The sequence below is a fragment of the Hydrogenophaga sp. SNF1 genome, from assembly GCF_034421675.1.
GTDB classification, from domain to species: Bacteria; Pseudomonadota; Gammaproteobacteria; order Burkholderiales; family Burkholderiaceae_C; genus Hydrogenophaga; species Hydrogenophaga borbori.
Genome location: NZ_CP139793.1, coordinates 3299646 through 3320325 on the forward strand (window position 1 = coordinate 3299646; position 20680 = coordinate 3320325).

Here is a 20680-nt window from a genome sequence, read left to right on the forward strand (position 1 = left end):
GTGGCAGCGCCTTCAGCGGGACTCGTTGTTCTGGTAGCTGCCCAGGCCCTTCTTCCTGTTGCCCTCGGCCTGCGCGCTGTCGGCCGCGGTCTTGGCCTGGTTGATCGCGGCGTCCGCGGACTGACCCGACACCTCCAGGGCAATGCCCGCGGTCTGGTTGCGGATGGTTTGCCCGAAGAACTGGTACACGCCGATGGCCGCCACGGCGATCAAGGCAACGATGACGATGTACTCGGTCATGCCCTGGCCGCGCTGGGCGGCTCGGGGCGAAGGCGTTCTGTGCGCTTGCGGACTCATGACACTCCCTGGATTGGCTGGTGTTGTTGGGCACCGGTTGCCCGGCGCCCCGCACTCTAGGAAGCCGCGCGATGGGCGCGACGACCAATCAAGGGGATTTAATGAAAACAAAAGTAATACGCCCGCTGGTCCGGCTTTTTTCCCACAAACGTGCAGACGCCGGTGGCGCCGCCGGCCCCTTTCAGGCCGCCGCCGCCCGCGGCGCCGGCCGCGCCTCGCGGATCGGCAGGTGGATGAGCGCGGCGCCCACGGCCAGCACGATGTCCACGTACCAGACCCAGTCGTAGGAGCCCGTGGCCTCGAAGACGCGCCCGCCCAGCCAGGCGCCGAGGAAGCCGCCCACCTGGTGCGTGAACATCACCGCGCCGAACAGCATGGCCATGTTGCCGGTGCCGAAAAACTTGGCCACCAGCCCCACCGTGGGTGGCACCGTGGACAGGAAGCTCAGGCCCATCACGGCCGCGAACACCAGCAGCACCACCTCCGTCTTGGGCGCCAGCAGGAACACCAGCACCGCCAGGGCGCGCGTGGCGTAGACCAGGGCCAACAGCGACTTCATGCGCCAGCGCCCCACGGCCCAGCCCATGGCCAGGCTGCCCACGATGTTGAACAGGCCGATGACGCCCAGCGCCCAGGCGCCCACCGGCGCCGGCAGGCCGCAGGCCGCCACCACGCCCGGCAGGTGCGTGGCCAGAAAGGCCACGTGGAAGCCGCAGACGAAGAAGCCGGCCGCGAGCATGAGGTAGTCGCGGTGCCGCAAGGCGCGCTGGAGCGCCTCGCGCGCGGGCAGCGCCACCGGGGCTGCCGCCTTCGCCGCGCCGCTCGGCCCGCCGCGCAGCACCCAGGCGGCCGGCAAGGCCAGCAGCGTGATGAAGGCCAGCGCCTGCAGCGCCCCCACCCAGCCCAGGCTGGCCGTGAGCCCGGCCGCGATCGGCGCCATCACGAACTGGCCGAAGGAGCCGCCGGCGTTGACGATGCCCGTGGCCATGCCGCGCCGCTCGGGCGCGATGTGGCGGCTGGCCGCGGCCATCAGCACCGAGGGCCCCGCCATGCCCGCACCGCCCGCCGCCAGGATGCCCAGCGCGAAGATCAGGCCCAGCGTGGTCGTCATGTAGGGCGTGAGGAAGGTGCCCGCGGCCACCAGCAGCACACCGATCACCAGCACGCGGCCCGCGCCCACGCGGTCGGCAAAGGCCCCCGCGAAGGGTTGCGTGAGGCCCCACCACAGCTGGCCGAAGGCGAAAGCCAGGCTGATGCTGCCCACGCCCAGGCCGGTGGCCGTGTTCAGGGGCGACAGGAAGAAGCCCATGGTCTGGCGCGTGCCCATGGTGAGCGCGAAGGCGCCGGCCGCCGCCAGCAGCACCAGCCACCACAGGCGGGCGCGGGGTTCATTCGGTGTCATGGTGGGGCTCCGCGCCGTCCAGCAGCGCCAGGGATTGGTCGATGAGGGCGTGCAGCGCGACCACGCGCGCCGCGCCCAGGCGTTGGTTCACGGTTTCCTGCGCCGCGCGCCAGCGGCGCTGCGCCTCGGCGCGCTTGGCCTGGCCCTCGGGCGTGGCCTGGATCAGCCAGCTGCGCGCGTCCGGCCCCGCGGCCTGTTCCACCCACCCCGCGTCGATGAGCGGGCGCAGGTTGCGCGACAGGGTGGACGCGCTCATGTGCATCTGCTGCGCCAGCTCCACCGCGCGGATCGGCCCGAGCTTGGCGATGTAGGACAGCAGCGAGTACTGCGTGATCTTCAGGCCGGACTTGCCGACCTCGGCGTCGTAGAGCGCGCCCACGGCGCGCACCAGTTGGCGCAGCTTGAGGTTGGTGCACCCCTGCGGCTTGGGTGGCACGGATGACGCGGTGGCGACAGTCGACATGGCGATGATTGTATCTACAATTCATGCATATGCAACTTTCATGGAGCGACCGATGAGCGACACCCTGCAACGCTGGCTGGACGAGGAGAAGGCCGTGCTCGAGGCCATGGCCAAAGGGCCGGGCGCGGGTGTCTCCACGCCGCAACAGGTCGCGGGCAAGAGCGGCCTGGAGCTGATGCAGGCCATGCTGCGCGGCGAGCTGCCCTTCCCGCCCATCGCGGCCACGATGGACTTCAACCTGGTGGCCGTGGCCGACGGCATGGCCACCTTCCAGGGCGCGCCGCTGGCGCGCCACCTCAACCCCATGGGCTCGGTGCACGGCGGCTGGTTCGCCACCCTGCTCGACTCGGCCCTGGGCTGCGCCGTGCACACCAAGATGCCGCCGGGCCGGGCCTACACCACGGCCGAGCTGGGCGTGAATTTGGTCAAGGCCCTCACGCCCAAGGTGCCGCGCGTGCGGGCCATCGGACAGGTGATCCACGCCGGCCGCCAGCTCGCCACCGCCGAGGCCCGCCTGGTGGGCCCGGACGGCACCCTGTACGCGCATGCCACAACGACCTGCCTGGTCTTCGAGGCTCGGTGACAATCCGTCCCATGCGACTCCTCCACACCATGCTGCGCGTGGGCAACCTCCAGCGCTCGATTCACTTCTACACGAACGTGCTCGGCATGAAGCTGCTGCGCACCTCCGAGAACCCCGAGTACAAGTACTCGCTGGCCTTCCTGGGCTTCGAGAGCAACCCGGCGCAGGCCGAGATCGAGCTCACCTACAACTGGGGCGTGGAGCAGTACGAGATGGGCACGGCCTACGGCCACATCGCCCTGGGCGTGCCCGACGCCTACGCGGCCTGCGAGAAGATCAAGGCCGCGGGCGGCCAGGTCACGCGCGAGGCCGGTCCGGTCAAGGGTGGCACCACGGTGATCGCCTTCGTGACGGACCCGGACGGCTACAAGATCGAGCTGATCCAGCGCGCCGACGACCACGCCGCCGGCCAGGGCCTGCGCTGAGCCCCTCCCCCCAATGAAAAGGCCCGGTCGAACCGGGCCTTTTGTCTGGCGAACCGTGCCGCGCTCAGCGCACGATCACCACCTCGACCCGGCGCGCCTCGGCGTCGGCGCCCGAGCCGGTGGTCACGGCCGGCTTGCTCAGCTCCAGGCTGCTCTCGGCCACGCCCGCGCCCACCAGGGCGTCGCGCACCGCGTAGGCGCGCTGCTTGGCCAGCTCGGCGTTGAAGGCCGGGTCGCCGGTGGCATCGTGAAAGCCCGAGACCACCAGGCGCGAACCGCCCTTGGCGGCCTCGATGGCTTCGGCCAGCGCGGCCAGCGCGCCGGAGGCCAGCTCGGCCTTGCCGGTGGCGAAATAGAACTTCACCACGCCGTTGTCGACCACCACGCTGGCGTCGGTGGCGGAGATGGCGATGGCGCCCGGCACCGGCGCGGCGACGACCGATGCCGCGGGGGCGGCCTTGTCGCCGCGCGCCTTGAACACGCCCAGGCCCAGTACGCCGGCGATGATCAGTGCGATGAGGGAAATCAGGACGACCGCGACGACGCGTTGTTCGGGTTCGTTATCCTGTGTGGCCATGCAAAAAGCTCCTGTGGTGTGCGTGAATCGGCGAATCCGGCATTGTAGGCAGGCCGGATGAAGCCCCTGCGCACCTGGATCCCCGAACAGCGCGATGGCGCGGCCATGATGGCCGAGACCCTGGCCGACTGGCGCGCCCAGGGCGAGCGCCCGGACCTCTGGGTGTTCGGCTACGCCTCGCTGGTCTGGCGGCCCGAGTTCGAGGCCGCCGAGAGCCGCCCCGGCCGCGTGCATGGGCACCACCGGGGCCTGCAGATGTGGAGCCGCGTCAACCGCGGCACGCCCGAGTGCCCGGGCCTGGTGTTCGCGCTCCTGTCGGGCGGCAGCTGCGACGGCCTGGCGCTGCGCGTGCCGCACGAGCAGGTGGAGGCGCTGATGCCGCGCCTGTGGGCGCGCGAGATGCCCAACCCCGTCTACGACCCCAAGTGGCTGCGGGTGCAAACCCCGCAGGGCAGCGTGCGCGCGCTGGCCTTCACGCTCTCACGCCGCAGCCCCAGCTTCACGGGCCAGCTCACGCCCGAGCGCTACCGCGACATCTTCTCGCGCTCCTGCGGGCGCTATGGCACGACGCTGGACTACGCCCGCCGCACCTTCGAAGGGCTCAAGGCCCACGGCATCCACGACCACGCGCTGGAAAAGCTGCTGCGACTGGCCGACTGATCGGCCGCCTCACTACACTGGCACCATGAACATCGCCGACCTGCGCAAGAGCTACGAGAAGGCCGAGCTGAGCGAGGACGCCTCGCACGCCGACCCGCTGCAACAGTTCGACCAATGGCTGCAGCAAGCCATCGCCGCCCAGGTGCCCGAGCCCAACGCCATGACCCTGGCCACCGTGGGATCGGACCTGCGCCCGAGCACGCGCATCGTGCTCATCAAGGGCTACGACGAGCGCGGCATCGTCTGGTACACCAACTACCACAGCCGCAAGGGCCACGAACTGGCGGGCAACCCCTACGCGGCGCTGCAATTCCATTGGGTGGAGCTCGAGCGCGTGGTGCGCATCGAGGGCCGCGTGGCATTCACCAGCGCCGAAGAAAGCGACGCCTATTTCCACAGCCGCCCGCTGGACAGCCGCATCGGCGCCTGGGCCAGCCCGCAGAGCGAGGTGATCGAGGGCCGCTCGGTGCTGGTGGCCAACGCGGCGAAGTTCGGCGCGCAGTTCCTGCTCAAGCCGCCACGCCCGCCGCACTGGGGCGGCTACCGGCTGGTGCCGGACAACTGGCAGTTCTGGCAGGGGCGCAAGAGCCGGCTGCACGACCGGCTGCGCTACCGGCTGCAGGACGGCGCCTGGGTGCGCGAGCGGCTGGCCCCCTGAGCGCGCTCAGGCCTCGCGCAGCCGCTCGATGGCCTGGCCCGCCACGGCGGCCAGGGCCTCGGCCGGCACCCGGTGGGGCGCGACCTCGGCCAGCGGCAGCAGCACGAAGGCGCGCTCGCGCCAGCGCGGATGCGGCAGGGTAAGCGTGGGCGAATCGATGCGGCCCTCGCCGTAGAACAGCAGGTCGAGGTCGAGCGTGCGCGGGGCGTGGCGGTAGGGCCGTTCGCGGCCGGCCGCGGTTTCGATGGCCTGCAGGGCACCCAGCAGATCCGGCGCGCTGAGCGTGGTGGCGATCTCGGCCACCGCGTTGACGAAGTCGGGGCCTTGCGCTTCGTGCGGCGCGCTGCGGTACAGGGACGAGGCCCGCACCAGCCGCAGGCCGGGGGTGTGGTCCAGGGCGTCGAGGGCCCCGCGCACGGCGGCCGCGGCCTGGCCCAGGTTGGCGCCGAGCGCGACGTAGGCCTGGAGCTCAGGCCGCCCCATCGCCGCCGGTGGGCGGGTTGCCCTCGCCGCCTTCGCCGCCCTCGGTGCGCGCGGCGCCGCCGGGTTTGCGGCGCCGGCGGCGCCGCTTCTTGGCGGGCGCGCCGCCGGGTTCGGCCTCGGCCTCAGGCGCCTGCGAAGGCCCGTCGTCCAGGGACGGCTCGTCGTCGCCGTCCTCGTCCACCGGGCGGAAGCGCGGGTCGTCGGACACGTCGCTCTGTGGGTGGTCCGGGTCGCCGCGCTTGACGCGCCGCGCCTTGGGCGCGCCCTTGCCGGTGTTGCGCTGGGCGTCCACCATGTCGCGGCGGCGCTCGTCGCTGGCGGTGCTGAAGGTCTCCCACCAGTGGGCGAGTTCTTCGTCCACCTCGCCCACCTGCGAGCGCAGGCGCAGGAAGTCGAAGCCGGCGCGGAAACGCGGCTGCTCCACCAGCGTGAAGACGCCGCTGCCGGTGCGCTTGTCGAAGCGTGGCTGCATGAGCCAGATCTCGCGCATGTCGGCGCCGAGCTTGCCGCGGCCCGACACGTCGCCGATGCGCGCGTCGAAGGCCTCGTCGATCGCGTCCTGCAGGGCCGCGAAGGCGGGCACCGGCTTGTGGCCGGGGCGCGACTCGATGCGGCGCTCCCAGCCGCGGCGCACGTCGGCCCACAGCACGCAGGCCAGCAGGAAACTGGGCGCCACCGGCTTGTTCTCGCCCACGCGGCGATCGGTGTCCTGCAGGGCCAGCTGCACGAAGGGGTCGTCGGCGCGCTGCACCACCACGTCGAGCAGCGGGTAGATGCCCCGGTCCAGACCCAGGGCCTTGAGTTGCTGCAGGCTGGCCAGCGAATGGCCGGTCTGCAGCAGCTTGAGCATTTCGTCGAACAGGCGGCTTTGCGGGATGTCCTGCAGCAGCGACTTGGAGGCCTGCAGCGGCTCGCGAGTCTTGGCGTCGAGCTTGAAGCCCAGCGGCGAGAGCTTGGCCGCGAAGCGCACGGCGCGAATGATGCGCACCGGGTCCTCGCGGTAGCGCGTGGCGGCGTCGCCGATCATGCGCAGCTGCTTCTTCTGCGCGTCGCGGATGCCGTGGTGGAAGTCGACCACGGTCTGCGTCTCGGGGTCGTAGTACATGGCGTTGACCGAGAAGTCGCGGCGCGCCGCATCCTGCTCGATCGGGCCCCAGACGTTGTCGCGCAGCACGCGCCCGCTGGCGTCCACCGCGTGCTTCATGCCCGAGAGCTCGCCCTTGCTGGTGCGCTCGTTGCCCGCCACCTGTTCGGCGTCGGCGCTGTCGAGGTAGGCGCGGAAGGTGGAGACCTCGATCACCTCGTGCTCGCGCCCGCGGCCGTAGACCACGTGCACGATGCGAAAGCGCCGGCCGATGATGAAGGCGCGCCGGAACAGGCCCTTGACCTGCTCGGGCGTGGCATTGGTGGCGACGTCGAAGTCCTTGGGCCGCAGGCCCAGCAGCAGGTCGCGCACGGCGCCGCCGACGATGTAGGCCTCGAAGCCGGCCTGCTTGAGCGTGCGGACCACGTCCAGCGCGCGCTGGTCCACCAGCTTGGGGTCGATGCCGTGGACGCTGGCCGGCACGTCCTGGCGCTTGCCGAAGGGCGAGCCCGCTCGGGCGCCACCGGCCTTGCCCAGCAGCTTGTCGATGAATTTTTTGATCATTCGAAGAGATTGAGGATGCGCCAGCCGCGCTGCTTGGCGAGGGTGGCGAGGCGCTGATCGGGGTTGGTGGCCACCGGTTCGTCCACCTTCTCGAGCAGCGGCAGGTCGTTCATCGAGTCGCTGTAGAAGGTGCTGTGCGCCAGATCGGACCAGCGCAGGCCACGATCGGCCAGCCATTGTTCCACACGGGCGACCTTGCCCTCGCGGAAGGAGGGAACGCCCGCGATGGCGCCGGTGAGTTCGCCCGACGGATCGGTGGCCAGGTCGATGGCGATGAGTTGCTCGACGCCGAAGGCCTGGGCGATGGGCCGGGTGACGAAGGCGTTGGTGGCGGTGACGATGAGCACGGTGTCGCCCGCGTCCTGGTGGCGGCGCACCAGGGCGCGCGCGGCCTCGGTCATGGCCGGGCGGATCACCTCGGCCATGAAGCGCTCGTGCGCGCGCAGGCCCTCGGCCAGGCCGCGCTCGCGCACCGCGCCGGTGGCGAAGCGCACGTAGTCGTGGATATCCAGGGTGCCGGCCTTGTAGTCGGCGTAGTAACCGTCGTTGGCGCGGCGGAAGTCCTCGGCGTCGCGCCAGCCCAGGCGCACGGTGAATTCGCCCCAGGCGTGGTCGGAGTCCAGGGGGATGAGGGTGTGGTCGAGGTCGAAAAGGGCCAGTCGCATGGGGAAATGCCCGCTCACTCGTCTTCCAGCATGGATTTGATGAGCGGGATGGTGATCGCGCGCTGCGTGCGCAGCGCGTAGCCGTCGAGCCGCTCGAGCAGCAGCATCAGGCTGGAGAGGTCGCGCGAGAAGCGCTTGAGCATGAAGTCCATCACCTCGTCGCCGAGGAAGACGCCGCGCTCGTCGGCGGCGCGGCGCAGCACGGCGCGCCGCTCGGTCTCACCGAGCGCGCGCAGCTGGAACACATGGCCCCAGCCGAGGCGGGTGCGCAGGTCCTCGCGCAGCACCAGATCGGCCGGCGGGCGGTCACCCGCGGCCAGCACCCAGCGCGCCGGGCCATGGGCCGGGGTCTGGGCGTTGACGAACCAGTTGAAGGCCATGGCCTGCTGGGCTGCCGTGTAGAGGTGGGTGTCGTCGAGCAGCACCGCGTCCCAGTGTTCGTCGTACTCGGCCGGGTCCAGGGTGCTGGCGTCCATCCAGCCCACGCGCGAGCCCTGCTCGCGCAGCGCCTCGCGCACGGCGCGCAGCAGGTGCGTCTTGCCGCTGCCGCTCTCGCCCCACAGGAAGGTGGGCACCGGCGAGCGCAGCGGGTTGGGCACCCACAGGCGCAGGTGGGCCAGCGCGGCCTCGTTGCCCGCGCCCACGAAGTTGTCCAGCGTGGGCAGCGGCGCCAGGCCGATGTCCAGCGCGAGCTGCTTCATGGGCTGGCCGGGCGATGCACTCATGGCAAACGCGGTGGTTCGTTGTGGCCGACCGGCGCCTTGAGGTACAGGTCGCTCGACAGGTACTGGCGCTTGAGCCGGCGCAGCGCCACCAGCAGCACCGCGCTGGCCGGCAGCGCGATGAGCACGCCCACGAAGCCGAACAGGTGGCCGAAAGCCAGCAGCGCGAAGATCACCGAGATCGGGTGCAGGCCGATCGCCTCGCCCACCAGACGCGGGGTGAAGTAATAGCTCTCCACGAGCTGGCCCAGCATGTAGACGCCGAACACCAGCGCCACGCCGGTGAAGGATTGGAACTCCAGCAGCGCCGCCAACACGGCCAGCACCAGTCCCACGCCAAAGCCCAGGAAAGGCACGAAGGTGGCCAGGCCCGTGAACACGCCGATGGGCAGCGCCAGGTTGAGCCCCACCAGCGCCAGGCCCGTGGAATAGAACACCGCCAGGATGCCCATCACCATGAGCTGGCCGCGCAGGTACTTGCCAAGCACCCCATCGGTCTCGTCCAGGAAGCCCTGGACCGACTCGCGCCAGCGCGGCGGCACCAGCGCGCGGCCCCGGCCCATGAGGGCGCGCCAGTCGATCAGCAGGTAGAAGGCCACGATGGGCATGAGAAACAGGTTGCCGAACAGCGCCGCCAAGGCACTGCCGCCAATGCGCAGCGAGGACAGCAGGCCGGCCAGCAGCTCGCTTTCCTTGCCGCTCATGAGCTGGCTGGCCCATTGGCGCAGCTGGCTGATGTCCAGGCGCAACTCGAAGCCGAAGCGCGCCGCCAGCGCGCTCAGGCCGTCGGCCAGGCGGTCCAGCAGCACCGGCACCTGCTTGCTCAGCAGCGGCACCTGCTGGGTGATGACCGGCACGATGAGCAGCACCACCGCCAGCAGCACCAGCATCAGCAGCGCCACCGACAGCCCGGCCCCGAGCCAGCGCGGCCAGCCGCGCCCGGCCAGGCGCTCCACCAGGGGGTGCATGGCGTAGGCCATGATCAAGGCCACCATGAAGGGCATGAGCACGGGCGCCAGCAGCGTGAGCAGCAGGACAAGGACCAGCGCGATGGCGGTCCAGGCGGCGATGCGGATCTGGGTGGGGGTGAAGGTCATGGGGCGGGGCTCGGTGGCGGGCCTGGGGCCCGGGGCGAGCCCGTAAAATCCGGTTCTGGATTCTATCGGCGCGCCCCCGGGCGCCCCGGGGTATCCGCCCTCCCCCCGCCCGACCACTGCCCGCGGCCCCGCCGCCGCGCCTTTTCCCATGAGCACCACCCCCCTGTCCTACAAAGACGCCGGCGTCGACATCGATGCGGGCGACGCCCTGGTCGAGCGCATCAAGCCGCTGGCGAAAAAGACCCTGCGCGAGGGCGTGCTGGGCGGCATCGGGGGCTTCGGGGCCCTGTTCGAGGTGCCCAAGCGCTACCAGGAGCCGGTGCTGGTGAGCGGCACCGACGGCGTGGGCACCAAGCTCAAACTGGCCTTCGAATGGAACATGCACGACACCGTCGGCATCGACCTGGTGGGCATGAGCGTGAACGACGTGCTGGTGCAAGGCGCCGAGCCGCTGTTCTTCCTCGACTACTTCGCCTGCGGCAAGCTCCACGTGGACACCGCCGCCGCCGTGGTTGGCGGCATCGCCAAGGGCTGCGAACTCTCGGGCTGCGCCCTCATCGGCGGCGAGACCGCCGAGATGCCCGGCATGTACCCCGCCGGCGAGTACGACCTGGCCGGCTTCTGCGTGGGCGCGGTAGAGAAATCCAAGATCCTCACGGGCAAGACCGTGGCCGAAGGCGACGTGGTGCTGGGCCTGGCCTCGCATGGCGTGCACTCCAACGGCTTCTCGCTGGTGCGCAAGTGCATCGATCGCGCGGGCGCCAACCTGCCCGCCACGCTGGACGGGCTGCCCTTTCGCGAGGCGGTGATGAAGCCCACCCGCCTGTACGTGAAGAACGTGCTGGCCGCGCTGCAGCAACACCCCATCAAGGCCCTGGCCCACATCACCGGCGGCGGCTTGCTGGAGAACATCCCGCGCGTGCTGCCCGACGCCCTGGCCGCGCACCTGGTCAAGGGCAGCTGGCCGCAGACCGAGCTGTTCGCGTGGCTGCAGAAGACCGCGGGCATCGACGACATCGAGATGAACCGCACCTTCAACAACGGCATCGGCATGGTGGTGGTGATCGCCGCCGACCAGGCCGAGGCCTGCGCCGCCACGCTGCGCGCCCTGGGCGAAACCGTGCACGCCATCGGTCGCATTGCGCCGCGCGGCACCGGCGCGGCCGTGGTCGTGGCCTGAGGGCCACCCCGCACCTCAGGTGATGTCTTCGGACATCACCACGCGCACGCCCGGGGTAGCCGTCAGGGCCGATTCCAGCAGCGTGCGGGCGATGGCCTCGGCCTGCACCACGCGCCAGCGCCGCGGCAGCACCGGCCGCAGGGCCTCGGCCAGGCGCAGGAACAGGCGCTCGCGCGGGCGGTCCTCCACGCGGTCGCCGCCGATCAGGCCCGGCCGCACCAGCGTGAGCGAGGGGTAGCCCAGCGCCAGCAGGTCGCGCTCCACCTCGCCCTTGGTGCGGGAATAGAACACCCGCGAACGCAGGTCCGCCCCCAGCGCCGAATTGAAGGCGTAGGCCTGCGTGCCCTGGCGCAGCGCCAGCTCGGCCACGCGCAGCGGCAGGTCGTGGTCCACGCGGTAGAAGGCTTCGCGCGAGCCGGCCGTCTTCATGGTGGTGCCGATCGTGCAGATCACCGCGTTCACGCCCCACCACTCGGCCTCTTCGGGCAGCCGGTCGAAGCTCACGAGGGGGTTCAGCAGCTTGGGGTGCGTGGGCAGGGCGCGCCGGGTCGGCGCTACCACCAGCCGCACCTGAGGATGCGCCAGCGCCTGGCGCAGCGCGTGACTGCCCACCAGGCCGGTGGCGCCCGCGATCATCAGTGTTTTCAAGGAAAGGGCTCCGGGTCCAGGCTGCGGTGAGGCCCGGTTCTGCGTCGATATTCGTTGCAGCTCATGCGGTGCGTCAACCGCGCTTACACGCCGATACGGGGCCCGGCCCTCAGTTCAGCGCACGCCGCAGGGTCTGCAGGCGCTGCTCGATGGCGCTGCGCTCCAGGGCGTCATCGGTGCGGTCGACGAAGGTCTCGAGGTCGTTCACCGCGAGCCGCAGGTCGCCGATCTCGGCCCAGGCCAGGCCGCGGTCGCGGTACTCCACCCAGGCCTCGGGCAGCAGCACGATCAGGCGGTCCTGCACGGCCACCAGGCGCAGCCAGTCGGACTGCGTGCGGTGGATTTCCTTGAGGTTGCGCAGCAGCCGCGCCAGGATCTCGCGCGGCGTGGCCGCCTGCAGGTACAGGCCCACGGGCACGTCGAAGTCGTCCACCAGGCCGTTGCGGCGCTTGTAGGGCTCCAGGCGCTCGGACAGGTCCTCGCGGCTGAGCGACTGGCCGGTGAAGGGGTCGATCACCACCTGCCCATTGGGCAGGTTGATCTTGATCATGAAATGCCCGGGGAAGTTGACGCCGCGCGCCTTCAGGCCCAGGCCCTGGGCCAGTTCCAGCCAGAGCACGGCCAGCGAGATGGGGATGCCCCGGCGCGTGCGCAGCACCGCGTTGAGGTAGCTGTTGTCGGGGTCGTAGTAGTTGTTGACGTTGCCGCCGAACCCCATGTCGCGGAAGAAGAACTGGTTGAGCACGCGCAGGCGCTGCAGCGGGCCGGCGTCGTCGGGGCAGCGGCGCCTCACGCGCGCGAGCATCTGGTCCACGTCGCCCAGCACCTGCTGCACGTCCAGATCGGGGTATTCGTCCTGCGCCACCGCGGCCGCCGCCTCGAACAGCGGCAGGGCCTCGTCGTCACGCACGAGCGACGCGAAGTAGCTCAGGGGCGTGGGCGCGGTGAACTCGTACGGAAGGGCCATGGACAGAGCGCCGGCGGGTGCGGTCCGGCTATTGTCGGACGAACTGGCGCAAGTTCAAGCCCGAGAGAACCAAGGCCCCGAAATACAAGGCGCCCGCCCCCACGATGCCCAGGGTCAGCAGGCCCACGCGCTGCAGCGCGGCGCCCTCGAACCCCAGCCAGCCCACCCGGGCCGACAGCCAGGTGAGGTAGACCGCCAGCAGCACGCTGGCCGCCAGCACCTGCAGGCCGAACTTCGCCCAGCCCGGCGCCGGCCGGTAGGCGCCGCGCCGGCGCAGGCCCAGCAGCAGGAAAACCGCGTTCACCAGCGCCCCCAGGCCGATGGCCAGCGCCAGCCCGGCGTGCGCCAGGTGCGGCACCAGCACCAGGTTGAGCGCCTGCGTGAGCACGAGCACGCCAATGGCGATCTTCACCGGCGTGCGGATGTCCTGGCGCGCGTAGAAGCCCGGCGCCAGCACCTTGATGGCGATCAGCCCGATCAGGCCCGCGCCGTAGCCCATCAGGGCCGTGGCGGTCTGCTGCACGTCGGCCGTGCCGAAGCGGCCGTAGTGGTAAAGCACCGCCACCAGCGGCTGGGCGAAGGTGAGCAGCGCCACCGCGCAGGGCACGGCCAGCAGCACCACCAGCCGCAGACCCCAGTCGAGCAGGCCGCTGTAGCGGTCCATGTCGCCCGCGGCCTGCGCGGCCGACAATTGCGGCAGCAGCACCACGCCCAGGGCCACGCCCAGCAGGGCCGTGGGGAATTCCATCAGGCGGTCGGCGTAGGTGAGCCAGCTCACGCTGCCCACGGCCAGGTGCGAAGCGATCTGGGTGTTGATCAGCAGCGACAGCTGGGCCACGCTCACGCCCAGCAGCGCCGGCAGCATGAGCGTGAGCACCCGGCGCGTGCCCGGGTGGTTCCAGGCCGCCTTGAGCGCGGCCCAGCCCAGCCCCACCCGCGGCCACAGGCCCAGGCGGCGCAGCGCGGGCACCTGCGCGCCCAGCTGCAGCGCCCCGCCCAGCAGCACACCGCCGGCCATGGCGTAGATGGGCGGCAGGCCCAGGCGCTCGAACCAGGGAGCGCCGAACCAGGCGGCGGCGATCATGGACAGGTTGAGCAGCACCGGCGTAACCGCCGGCACCGCGAAGCGCTTCCAGGTGTTCAGGATGCCCGCCGCCAGCGCCACGAAGGACATGAAGCCGATATAGGGGAACATCCAGCGCGTCATGACCACGGCGGCCTCGAAGCCCTCGGGCGACTGCTTGAGACCGGCCGCCATGGCGTAGACCAGCACCGGCGCGGCCAGCACGCCCAGCACGCAGGTGGCCAGCAGCGCCCAGGCCAGCACGGTGGCGATCTGGTCGACCAGGCAGCGGGTGGCCTCGTCGCCCTCCTGGGCGCGGGTGCCGGCCAGCACCGGCACGAAGGCCTGGCTGAAAGCGCCCTCGGCGAACAGCCGCCGCAACAGGTTGGGGATGCGGAAGGCCACGTTGAAGGCGTCCGTCATGGCGCTGGCGCCAAAAGTGGCCGCCATGAGCAGCTCGCGCACCAGGCCTGTGATGCGCGAGGCCAGGGTCAGCAGGGAGACGAGGGAGGCGGACTTGAACAGCGACACGGCGCAGAGTGTAAGCGGGCCCTAACCGGCAGCCGACGGGAGTGTCTGGGGCCGCCGGGGGGACCGGGCTATAATCGCGGGCTTTGCTGGCAACATCCACAAACTCTTTAGGAACACACCATGGCCACCAAGCCGAAGAAAAAGAACCCCCGCCTGGCGTCGGGCCGCAAGCGCGCGCGCCAGGACGTCAAGCTCAACGCCGCCAACAGCTCGCTGCGCTCGAAGTACCGCACCGCGGTGAAGAACGTCGAGAAGGCCGTCGTCGCCGGCGACAAGGTCAAGGCGACCGAGCTGTTCGCCAAGATGCAGGCCGTTGTCGACACCATCGCCGACAAGGGCATCTTCCACAAGAACAAGGCCGCTCGCGACAAGAGCCGCCTGTCCGCGAAGGTCAAGGGCCTGGCCGCCGCGGCCTGAGCCCCACCTCCAGCCGCCCGGGCCCCTCGGGGCCTGCCGTTTGAATCGGGTGCGCTGCCAGCAAAGCAAAAAAGCCGTCGTCAGACGGCTTTTTTGTTGCCCGCTCGTTGTCAGGTCTTGGGTGGGGGCTCGGGGAGCAGGCAGGCCTCGGCCACCTGCAGGTCGTTGTCGCGCGCGAAGTTGAGGCAGAAATCCCAGGCCATGGGCTCGGCCTCGCGCAGCTCGCCATTCACCACCACGCACTTGATGCCGTTGACGACGGTGGGCACGCACCAGGGGGAATAGCTCAGGTGGCTGCCCGGTTGCACGCCGCCGGGGCGAAAGCCGCTCATGACGCCGGCGAGGCGTTCGGCCCAATCGCTCGGGCGAAAGGTGCGTCCATCGCGGGTGATGCCCTGGATGAACACTTGCTTGGGCGTGGGTGCGGCCATCGGGTGGAGGGTACGCCTCGGATGGAGGGCTCGTGCGGGAATCGGGCCTTCGCGGCGACCGGGATCGCCGGCCGGGAGGGCAGCCAAGAATTATATCTTATATAAGACTTGCGACACCCCGGAGACCTCCGGCCGGACATGGCACCGATGCCCAGGCGTCATCGATCCTGTGCAAAACGTGTGCCTACAATCGCGCTTCAACGGCTCCCCACCTGCCCCGCAGGCGTTGAGCCGATTTCTTTTTTCTGGCCCGCCCTCGGAGAGTCCCCGCATGAACGCCGCGCTGAAACCCGTCGCCTCGCCCCACGTGATGAACACCTACGGCCGCCTGCCGATCGCGCTGTCGCACGGCCGAGGCTGCCGCGTGTGGGACACGAACGGCAAGGAATACCTCGACGGGCTCGCCGGCATCGCCGTCAACACCCTGGGGCACGCCCACCCCAAGCTGGTGCCCGCGCTGCAGGACCAGATCGCCAAGCTGATCCACAGCAGCAACTACTACCACGTGCCCGACCAGGAGCGCCTGGCGCAGATGCTGGTGGAGCGCTCCGGCCTCACCAACGTGTTCTTCTGCAGCACCGGGCTGGAGGCCAACGAGGCCGCGCTCAAGCTGGCGCGCAAGTACGGCCACGACAAGGGCATCGAGCGCCCCGAGATCGTGGTCTACGAAAAGGCCTTTCACGGCCGCTCCATCGCCACGCTGTCGGCCACCGGCAACCCCAAGGTGCAGGCCGGCTTCGGCCCGCTGGTCGAAGGCTTCGTGCGCGTGCCCGCGAACGACATCGAGGCGCTGAAGAAGGCCACCGCGAACAACCCCAACGTGGTCGCGGTGTTCTTCGAGACCATCCAGGGCGAAGGCGGCATCAACCCGATGCGCGCGCAGTACCTGAAGGATGTGCGCGCCCTGTGCGACGAGCGCGACTGGCTGCTCATGATCGACGAGGTGCAGTGCGGCATGGGCCGCACCGGCAAGTGGTTCGCCCACCAGTGGGCCGGCATCGTGCCCGACGTGATGCCCCTGGCCAAGGGCCTGGGCTCGGGCGTGACCATCGGCGCCGTCGTGGCCGGCCCGAAGGCGGCCAACATCTTCCAGCCGGGCAACCACGGCACCACCTTCGGCGGCAACCCCCTGTCCATGCGCGCGGGCGTCGAGACCATCCGCATCATGGAAGAGGAAGGCCTGCTGGCCAACGCGGAGCGCGTGGGCGCGCACCTGCGCGCCGCCCTGGACAAGGGCCTGGCCGGCGTGGCCGGCGTGAAGGACATCCGCGGCCAGGGCCTGATGCTGGGCATCGAGCTGGCCAAGCCCTGCGGCGCCATCCTGCAGCGTGCGGCCGACGCCGGCCTGCTGCTGTCGGTGACGGCCGACAGCGTGATCCGCCTGGTGCCGCCGCTGATCCTCAGCACGGCCGAGGCCGATGAGATCGCCGCCATCCTGGTGCCGCTGGTCAAGGCCTTCCTGGCGGAATGAGCGCGCCCATGTCGACCAGCATCCGCCACTACCTGCAATTCAAGGACCTGGGCGCCGAGGAATACGCCCATCTGTTCGAGCGCGCGGCCTTCATCAAGCGCAAGTTCAAGGCGGTCGAAAAGTACCAGCCCTTCGCCGACCCCGACCGCACCCTGGCCATGATCTTTGAGAAGGCCAGCACGCGCACGCGCGTGAGCTTCGAAGCCGGCATGTACCAGATGGGCGGCTCGGTGGTGCACCTGACCACCGGCGACAGCCAGCTCGGCCGCGCCGAGCCGATCGAAGACAGCGCGCGCGTCATCAGCCGCATGGTCGATCTGGTGATGATCCGCACCTTCGAGCAGGCCAAGATCGAGCGCTTCGCCGCGCACTCGCGCGTGCCCGTCATCAACGGCCTGACCAACGAGTTCCACCCCTGCCAGATCCTGGCCGACCTGTTCACCCTGGTGGAATACCGCCCCGCGCCGAGCGGCAAGCCCCTGGACGCGATCCGCGGCAAGGTGGTGGCCTGGGTGGGCGATGGCAACAACATGGCCAACACCTGGCTGCAGGCGGCCGAGCTGCTGGGTTTCACCGTGCACGTGAGCACGCCGGGCGGCTACGAGGTCGACCCGGTGCTCGCCGGCATCAGCAACCGCGGCTGCTACAAGGTATTCAAGGACCCGCGCGAGGCCTGCCGCGGCGCCGACCTGGTGACCACCGACGTCTGGACCAGCATGGGCTTCGAGGCCGAGAACGAGGTGCGCCGCCAGGCCTTCGCCCAGTGGTGCGTGGACGAGGCCATGATGCAACTCGCCAAGCCCGACGCGCTCTTCATGCACTGCCTGCCCGCGCACCGCGGCGAGGAGGTCGCCGCCGAGGTGATCGACGGCCCGCAGAGCGTGGTCTGGGACGAGGCCGAGAACCGCATGCACGCGCAGAAGGCCCTGATGGAGTACCTGCTGCTGGGCCGCGTGGCCTGAGGCCATGTCGGCCTGCACGAGCTGCGGCGCCTGCTGCGCGTGCTTTCGCGTGGACTTCTCGGTCCACGAGATGGAGGACATGGGCGGCGGCGTGCCCGCTGGCCTGGCGGTCGAGCTCACGGGCCACACCATGCGCCTGCGCGGCACCGACCATTCGCCGCCGCGCTGCGCGGCGCTGACCGGCCGGGTGGGCCACAAAGCCAGCTGCGGCATCTACGAGTGGCGACCCTCCCCCTGCCGCGAATTCGAGGAAGGCAGCGAGGCCTGCGCCCGCGCCCGCGCGCGGCACCAGCTGCCGCCACTCGACGGCGCGGCGTGAACACGGGCCCGAAACTTCAGACCTGAAGTTTTCCGTCAGCTGTTGGCAATAACCGACACCACGGGTATTTTTGCGGTGCTACCTTCGCCGCGCCATGAAAACGCTCTGGGACATTTCCCCTCCCGTTCACGCGGGCACACCGGTTTTTCCCGGTGACACCGCGTACGCGCAGCAGTGGGTCGCCAGCATCGGCCCGGGCTGCCCGGTGAACGTCAGCGCCATCACGCTCTCCCCCCACGTGGGCGCGCACGCCGACGCGCCGCTGCACTACGACCCGCACGGCGCGCCCATCGGCGAGGTGCCGCTGGACGCCTTCATCGGCCCCTGCCGCGTGATCCACGCGATCGGTGCCGGCCCGCTGATCCGGCCCGAGCACCTCGCGCACGCGCTGACGGACCCGCCGCCGCGCGTGCTGGTGCGCGCCTACGCCCGCATGCCGCAGGACGCCTTCGACCAGGACCTGCCCGCCTTCGCGCCCGAGACCGTGGAGCAACTCGCCGGCCTCGGCGTGGTGCTCATCGGCATCGACAGCGCCAGCATCGACCCGGCGAGCAGCAAGACGCTGGACAGCCACCAGGTGATCCGCCGCCGCGGCCTGCGCGTGCTGGAAAACCTGCTGCTCGACGGCGTGCCCGAAGGCGACTACGAACTCATCGCCCTGCCCCTGAAGCTCAGCACAGCCGACGCCTCCCCCGTGCGCGCGGTGCTGCGATCGCTCTGACCCCCGCCCTGTCCCGCTTGGCCTGAGCCCCCGACGGCCTTTCCACCACCATGACCACCACCCGACAAGACTGCCGCGCGCTCGACGCGAAAGACCCGCTGCGCGCGCTGCGCGATCTCTTCGACATCCCGGCGGACACGATCTACCTCGACGGCAACTCGCTCGGCGCCATGCCGCGCTCGGCGCCCGCGCGCGTGGCCGAGGTGGTCACCCGCGAATGGGGCCGCGACCTGATCCGCAGCTGGAACAGCGCCGGCTGGTTCGAGATGCCGCGCAAGGTGGGCGACCAGATCGCTCGCCTGATCGGCGCCGCGCCGGGCACCACCATCGCCACCGACAGCACCAGCGTGAACCTGTTCAAGGCGCTCAGCGCCGCGCAGCGCATCAGCGCCGAGACCCGCCCCGGCCGCTGGCGCATCGTCAGCGAACGCAGCAACTTCCCCACCGACCTCTACATCGCCGAGGCCCTGTGCAAGGACAAAGGCTGGGAGCTGGTGCTGGTGGAGCCGCACGAGATCGCCGAGGCCCTGAAGGACGAGAAGCTGGCGATCCTGATGCTCACGCACGTGAACTACCGCACCGGCGCCATGCACGACATGGCCGCCATCACCCAGGCGGCGCACGCCGCCGGCGCCCTGGTGGTCTGGGATCTGGCGCACAGCGCCGGCGCGGTGCCCGTGGACCTGAGCGGCGCCGACGCCGACTTCGCCGTGGGCTGCGGCTACAAGTACCTCAACGGCGGCCCGGGTGCGCCGGCCTTCGTCTGGGTCAATCCCAGGCACGCCGAGCGCTGCTGGCAGCCGCTGGCCGGCTGGTGGGGGCACGACAAGCCCTTCGCCTTCACGCCCGACTACCAGCCGGCGCCCGGCATCGTGCGCTACCAGTGCGGCACGCAGCCCATGATCAGCCTGGCCGCCCTCGAATGCGGCGTGGCCACCGTGCTGGCGGCCGAGCCCCTGGGTGGCATGGCGGCGCTGCGCCGCAAGTCGCTCGCGCTCACCGACCTGTTCATCGCGCTGGTGGAAGAACGCTGCGCGGGCCACGGCCTGTCGCTGGTGACGCCGCGCGAGCACGCCCGCCGCGGCTCGCAGGTCTGCCTCTCGATCACCGTGAGCCCCCCCGCTCCACCGCTGCGCGGGTCGCTGCCCCCCGAGGGGGCGCCCACCGGCTTGGGGCGGCCCGGCGCCGGTGGCGAAGGCGCCTACGCCATCGTGCAGGCCCTGATCGCGCGCGGCGTGATCGGCGACTACCGCGCGGGCGACGGCGCGGGCCACCCCGACATCCTGCGCTTCGGCTTCACGCCGCTGTACCTGGGCTTCGAGGACGTGTGGAACGCCGTCGAGCACCTGCGCGAGGTGCTGCAGAGCGGCGAGTGGCAGCGGCCCGAGTTCAATCGCCAGCACGCGGTGACCTGAATGCCTTGCCCGCACGACCCCATGAACGACACCCCCCAACGCCCCGAAGACGTGGTGCGCGAGGAGCGCGCCCAGCTCGACTTCAGCCGCGACATGAGCTATGGCGACTACCTGCAGCTCGACGCCGTGCTCAACGCACAGAAGCCGCTGTCGCCCGCGCACGACGAGATGCTCTTCATCGTGCAGCACCAAACCAGCGAGCTGTGGATGAAGCTGATGCTGCACGAGCTGCACGCGGCCGTGGCCCACATCGCGCGCGACGAGCTGCCGCCGGCCTTCAAGATGCTCGCGCGCGTCAGCCGCATCATGGAACAGCTGGTGCACGCCTGGGACGTGCTGGCCACCATGACGCCACCCGAGTACAGCGCGCTGCGTCCCTACCTGGCGCGCTCCAGCGGCTTCCAGAGCCACCAATACCGCTGCATCGAGTTCGCCATGGGCAACAAGAACGCCGCCATGCTGCAGCCGCACGCCCACCACCCGCAGCGGCTGGCCACGGTGCGCGCCGCCTACGAAGCGCCCTCGCTCTACGACGAGTGCCTGCGCCTGCTCGCGCGGCGCGGCCTGCCGGTGCCACAGAGCCACCTGCAGCGCGACTGGACCCAGCCCTACGAGGCCAGCGACGCCGTGGAGCAGGCCTGGCTGATCGTCTATCGGGACCCCAAGGCCCACTGGGACCTGTACCAGCTCGGCGAAGAGCTCACCGACCTGGAGGACACCTTCCGGCTCTGGCGCTTCCGCCACGTCACCACGGTGGAGCGCGTGATCGGCTTCAAGCGCGGCACCGGCGGCACCGGCGGCGTGAGCTACCTGCGCAAGATGCTCGACGTGGTGCTGTTCCCCGAGATCTGGCGCCTGCGCACCGACCTCTGAGG

At 70.5% G+C, this 20680-nt stretch carries 25 protein-coding genes; 12 read left to right on the forward strand and 13 right to left on the reverse strand.

Features of this window, described 5'->3' with window-relative positions; all coding sequences use genetic code 11:
• Positions 1 to 12 precede the first annotated feature (12 nt).
• The 3 genes from SOM08_RS15785 to SOM08_RS15795 form a co-directional block, all read right to left on the reverse strand.
• The gene (locus tag SOM08_RS15785; protein WP_181936499.1) at positions 13 to 240 is read right to left on the reverse strand and encodes a Flp family type IVb pilin; all 228 of its coding nucleotides are present in this window, start codon (positions 238 to 240) and stop codon (positions 13 to 15) included.
• 238 nt (positions 241 to 478) lie between these two features.
• A complete protein-coding gene (locus SOM08_RS15790; protein ID WP_116959602.1) occupies positions 479 to 1699 on the reverse strand; it encodes an MFS transporter in 1221 nt (406 codons plus the stop codon).
• Positions 1686 to 2162 (reverse strand): MarR family winged helix-turn-helix transcriptional regulator, encoded by a 477-nt coding sequence (locus SOM08_RS15795; protein WP_116959601.1) that lies wholly within the window; start codon positions 2160 to 2162, stop codon positions 1686 to 1688. Before SOM08_RS15795 ends, SOM08_RS15790 begins: the two co-directional genes overlap by 14 nt.
• A gap of 52 nt (positions 2163 to 2214) precedes the next feature.
• On the opposite strand from SOM08_RS15795, the gene SOM08_RS15800 reads away from it, so the two are divergent.
• On the forward strand, positions 2215 to 2745 hold the full coding sequence (locus tag SOM08_RS15800) for a PaaI family thioesterase (protein ID WP_245980978.1): 531 nt from the start codon (positions 2215 to 2217) through the stop codon (positions 2743 to 2745).
• 11 nt (positions 2746 to 2756) lie between these two features.
• Complete coding sequence (gloA, locus tag SOM08_RS15805) at positions 2757 to 3170, forward strand: lactoylglutathione lyase (RefSeq protein WP_070397587.1); 414 nt, start codon at positions 2757 to 2759, stop codon at positions 3168 to 3170.
• Positions 3171 to 3234: 64 nt separating this feature from the next.
• Here the strand turns inward: gloA and SOM08_RS15810 are convergent, their stop codons facing one another.
• Positions 3235 to 3747 (reverse strand): OmpA family protein, encoded by a 513-nt coding sequence (locus tag SOM08_RS15810; protein WP_322469291.1) that lies wholly within the window; start codon positions 3745 to 3747, stop codon positions 3235 to 3237.
• 57 nt (positions 3748 to 3804) lie between these two features.
• Between SOM08_RS15810 and SOM08_RS15815 the strand changes: the two genes are divergently transcribed.
• A complete protein-coding gene (locus tag SOM08_RS15815) occupies positions 3805 to 4407 on the forward strand; it encodes a gamma-glutamylcyclotransferase (protein WP_116959598.1) in 603 nt (200 codons plus the stop codon).
• A 25-nt stretch (positions 4408 to 4432) separates the two neighbouring features.
• Positions 4433 to 5065 (forward strand): pyridoxamine 5'-phosphate oxidase, encoded by a 633-nt coding sequence (pdxH, locus tag SOM08_RS15820; protein ID WP_116959597.1) that lies wholly within the window; start codon positions 4433 to 4435, stop codon positions 5063 to 5065.
• Positions 5066 to 5071: 6 nt separating this feature from the next.
• Here the strand turns inward: pdxH and folK are convergent, their stop codons facing one another.
• From folK to SOM08_RS15845, 5 genes are read right to left on the reverse strand one after another with little or no spacing between them, the layout of a single operon-like run.
• Entirely contained in the window at positions 5072 to 5548 is a 477-nt protein-coding gene (gene folK / locus SOM08_RS15825) for a 2-amino-4-hydroxy-6-hydroxymethyldihydropteridine diphosphokinase (RefSeq protein WP_116959596.1), read from the reverse strand.
• Positions 5535 to 7196: a polynucleotide adenylyltransferase PcnB gene (pcnB, locus tag SOM08_RS15830; protein ID WP_116959595.1), complete on the reverse strand. Its 1662-nt coding sequence runs from the start codon at positions 7194 to 7196 to the stop codon at positions 5535 to 5537. Before pcnB ends, folK begins: the two co-directional genes overlap by 14 nt.
• Positions 7193 to 7861: an HAD family hydrolase gene (locus tag SOM08_RS15835; protein WP_070397582.1), complete on the reverse strand. Its 669-nt coding sequence runs from the start codon at positions 7859 to 7861 to the stop codon at positions 7193 to 7195. Before SOM08_RS15835 ends, pcnB begins: the two co-directional genes overlap by 4 nt.
• A gap of 14 nt (positions 7862 to 7875) precedes the next feature.
• The gene (gene hda, locus SOM08_RS15840; RefSeq protein WP_116959594.1) at positions 7876 to 8562 is read right to left on the reverse strand and encodes a DnaA regulatory inactivator Hda; all 687 of its coding nucleotides are present in this window, start codon (positions 8560 to 8562) and stop codon (positions 7876 to 7878) included.
• Between the two features lie 20 nt (positions 8563 to 8582).
• Positions 8583 to 9680, reverse strand: coding sequence for an AI-2E family transporter (locus tag SOM08_RS15845; protein ID WP_116959593.1), 1098 nt, complete (start codon positions 9678 to 9680; stop codon positions 8583 to 8585).
• 148 nt (positions 9681 to 9828) lie between these two features.
• Between SOM08_RS15845 and purM the strand changes: the two genes are divergently transcribed.
• Positions 9829 to 10860: a phosphoribosylformylglycinamidine cyclo-ligase gene (purM, locus tag SOM08_RS15850; RefSeq protein ID WP_322469292.1), complete on the forward strand. Its 1032-nt coding sequence runs from the start codon at positions 9829 to 9831 to the stop codon at positions 10858 to 10860.
• 15 nt (positions 10861 to 10875) lie between these two features.
• On the opposite strand, the gene SOM08_RS15855 is transcribed toward purM, so the two are convergent.
• From SOM08_RS15855 to murJ, 3 genes are all read right to left on the reverse strand, one after another.
• Positions 10876 to 11496 (reverse strand): NAD-dependent epimerase/dehydratase family protein, encoded by a 621-nt coding sequence (locus tag SOM08_RS15855; RefSeq protein WP_322470709.1) that lies wholly within the window; start codon positions 11494 to 11496, stop codon positions 10876 to 10878.
• A gap of 121 nt (positions 11497 to 11617) precedes the next feature.
• Positions 11618 to 12475 carry a SirB1 family protein gene (locus SOM08_RS15860; protein WP_116959590.1) on the reverse strand — a complete coding sequence of 286 codons (858 nt, stop codon included), beginning with the start codon at positions 12473 to 12475 and terminating at the stop codon, positions 11618 to 11620.
• A 28-nt stretch (positions 12476 to 12503) separates the two neighbouring features.
• Positions 12504 to 14069 carry a murein biosynthesis integral membrane protein MurJ gene (murJ, locus tag SOM08_RS15865; protein WP_322469293.1) on the reverse strand — a complete coding sequence of 522 codons (1566 nt, stop codon included), beginning with the start codon at positions 14067 to 14069 and terminating at the stop codon, positions 12504 to 12506.
• 120 nt (positions 14070 to 14189) lie between these two features.
• Between murJ and rpsT the strand changes: the two genes are divergently transcribed.
• Positions 14190 to 14486 carry a 30S ribosomal protein S20 gene (rpsT, locus tag SOM08_RS15870; RefSeq protein WP_322469294.1) on the forward strand — a complete coding sequence of 99 codons (297 nt, stop codon included), beginning with the start codon at positions 14190 to 14192 and terminating at the stop codon, positions 14484 to 14486.
• Between the two features lie 110 nt (positions 14487 to 14596).
• Here the strand turns inward: rpsT and SOM08_RS15875 are convergent, their stop codons facing one another.
• Positions 14597 to 14917, reverse strand: a complete 321-nt coding sequence (locus SOM08_RS15875) for a DUF3579 domain-containing protein (RefSeq protein ID WP_116959588.1) — start codon at positions 14915 to 14917, stop codon at positions 14597 to 14599.
• A gap of 271 nt (positions 14918 to 15188) precedes the next feature.
• Here SOM08_RS15875 and SOM08_RS15880 point away from each other — a divergent pair, with 271 nt between their 5' ends.
• From SOM08_RS15880 to kynA, 6 genes are all read left to right on the forward strand, one after another.
• Positions 15189 to 16388, forward strand: a complete 1200-nt coding sequence (locus SOM08_RS15880) for an aspartate aminotransferase family protein (protein ID WP_116959587.1) — start codon at positions 15189 to 15191, stop codon at positions 16386 to 16388.
• Between the two features lie 8 nt (positions 16389 to 16396).
• Positions 16397 to 17350: an ornithine carbamoyltransferase gene (gene argF / locus SOM08_RS15885; RefSeq protein ID WP_116959586.1), complete on the forward strand. Its 954-nt coding sequence runs from the start codon at positions 16397 to 16399 to the stop codon at positions 17348 to 17350.
• Between the two features lie 4 nt (positions 17351 to 17354).
• The gene (locus SOM08_RS15890; protein ID WP_116959585.1) at positions 17355 to 17669 is read left to right on the forward strand and encodes a YkgJ family cysteine cluster protein; all 315 of its coding nucleotides are present in this window, start codon (positions 17355 to 17357) and stop codon (positions 17667 to 17669) included.
• Between the two features lie 94 nt (positions 17670 to 17763).
• Positions 17764 to 18390, forward strand: coding sequence for an arylformamidase (gene kynB / locus SOM08_RS15895; RefSeq protein WP_322469295.1), 627 nt, complete (start codon positions 17764 to 17766; stop codon positions 18388 to 18390).
• 50 nt (positions 18391 to 18440) lie between these two features.
• Complete coding sequence (gene kynU, locus SOM08_RS15900; RefSeq protein WP_116959583.1) at positions 18441 to 19805, forward strand: kynureninase; 1365 nt, start codon at positions 18441 to 18443, stop codon at positions 19803 to 19805.
• 21 nt (positions 19806 to 19826) lie between these two features.
• On the forward strand, positions 19827 to 20678 hold the full coding sequence (kynA, locus tag SOM08_RS15905; RefSeq protein ID WP_181936498.1) for a tryptophan 2,3-dioxygenase: 852 nt from the start codon (positions 19827 to 19829) through the stop codon (positions 20676 to 20678).
• Positions 20679 to 20680: the final 2 nt, after the last annotated feature.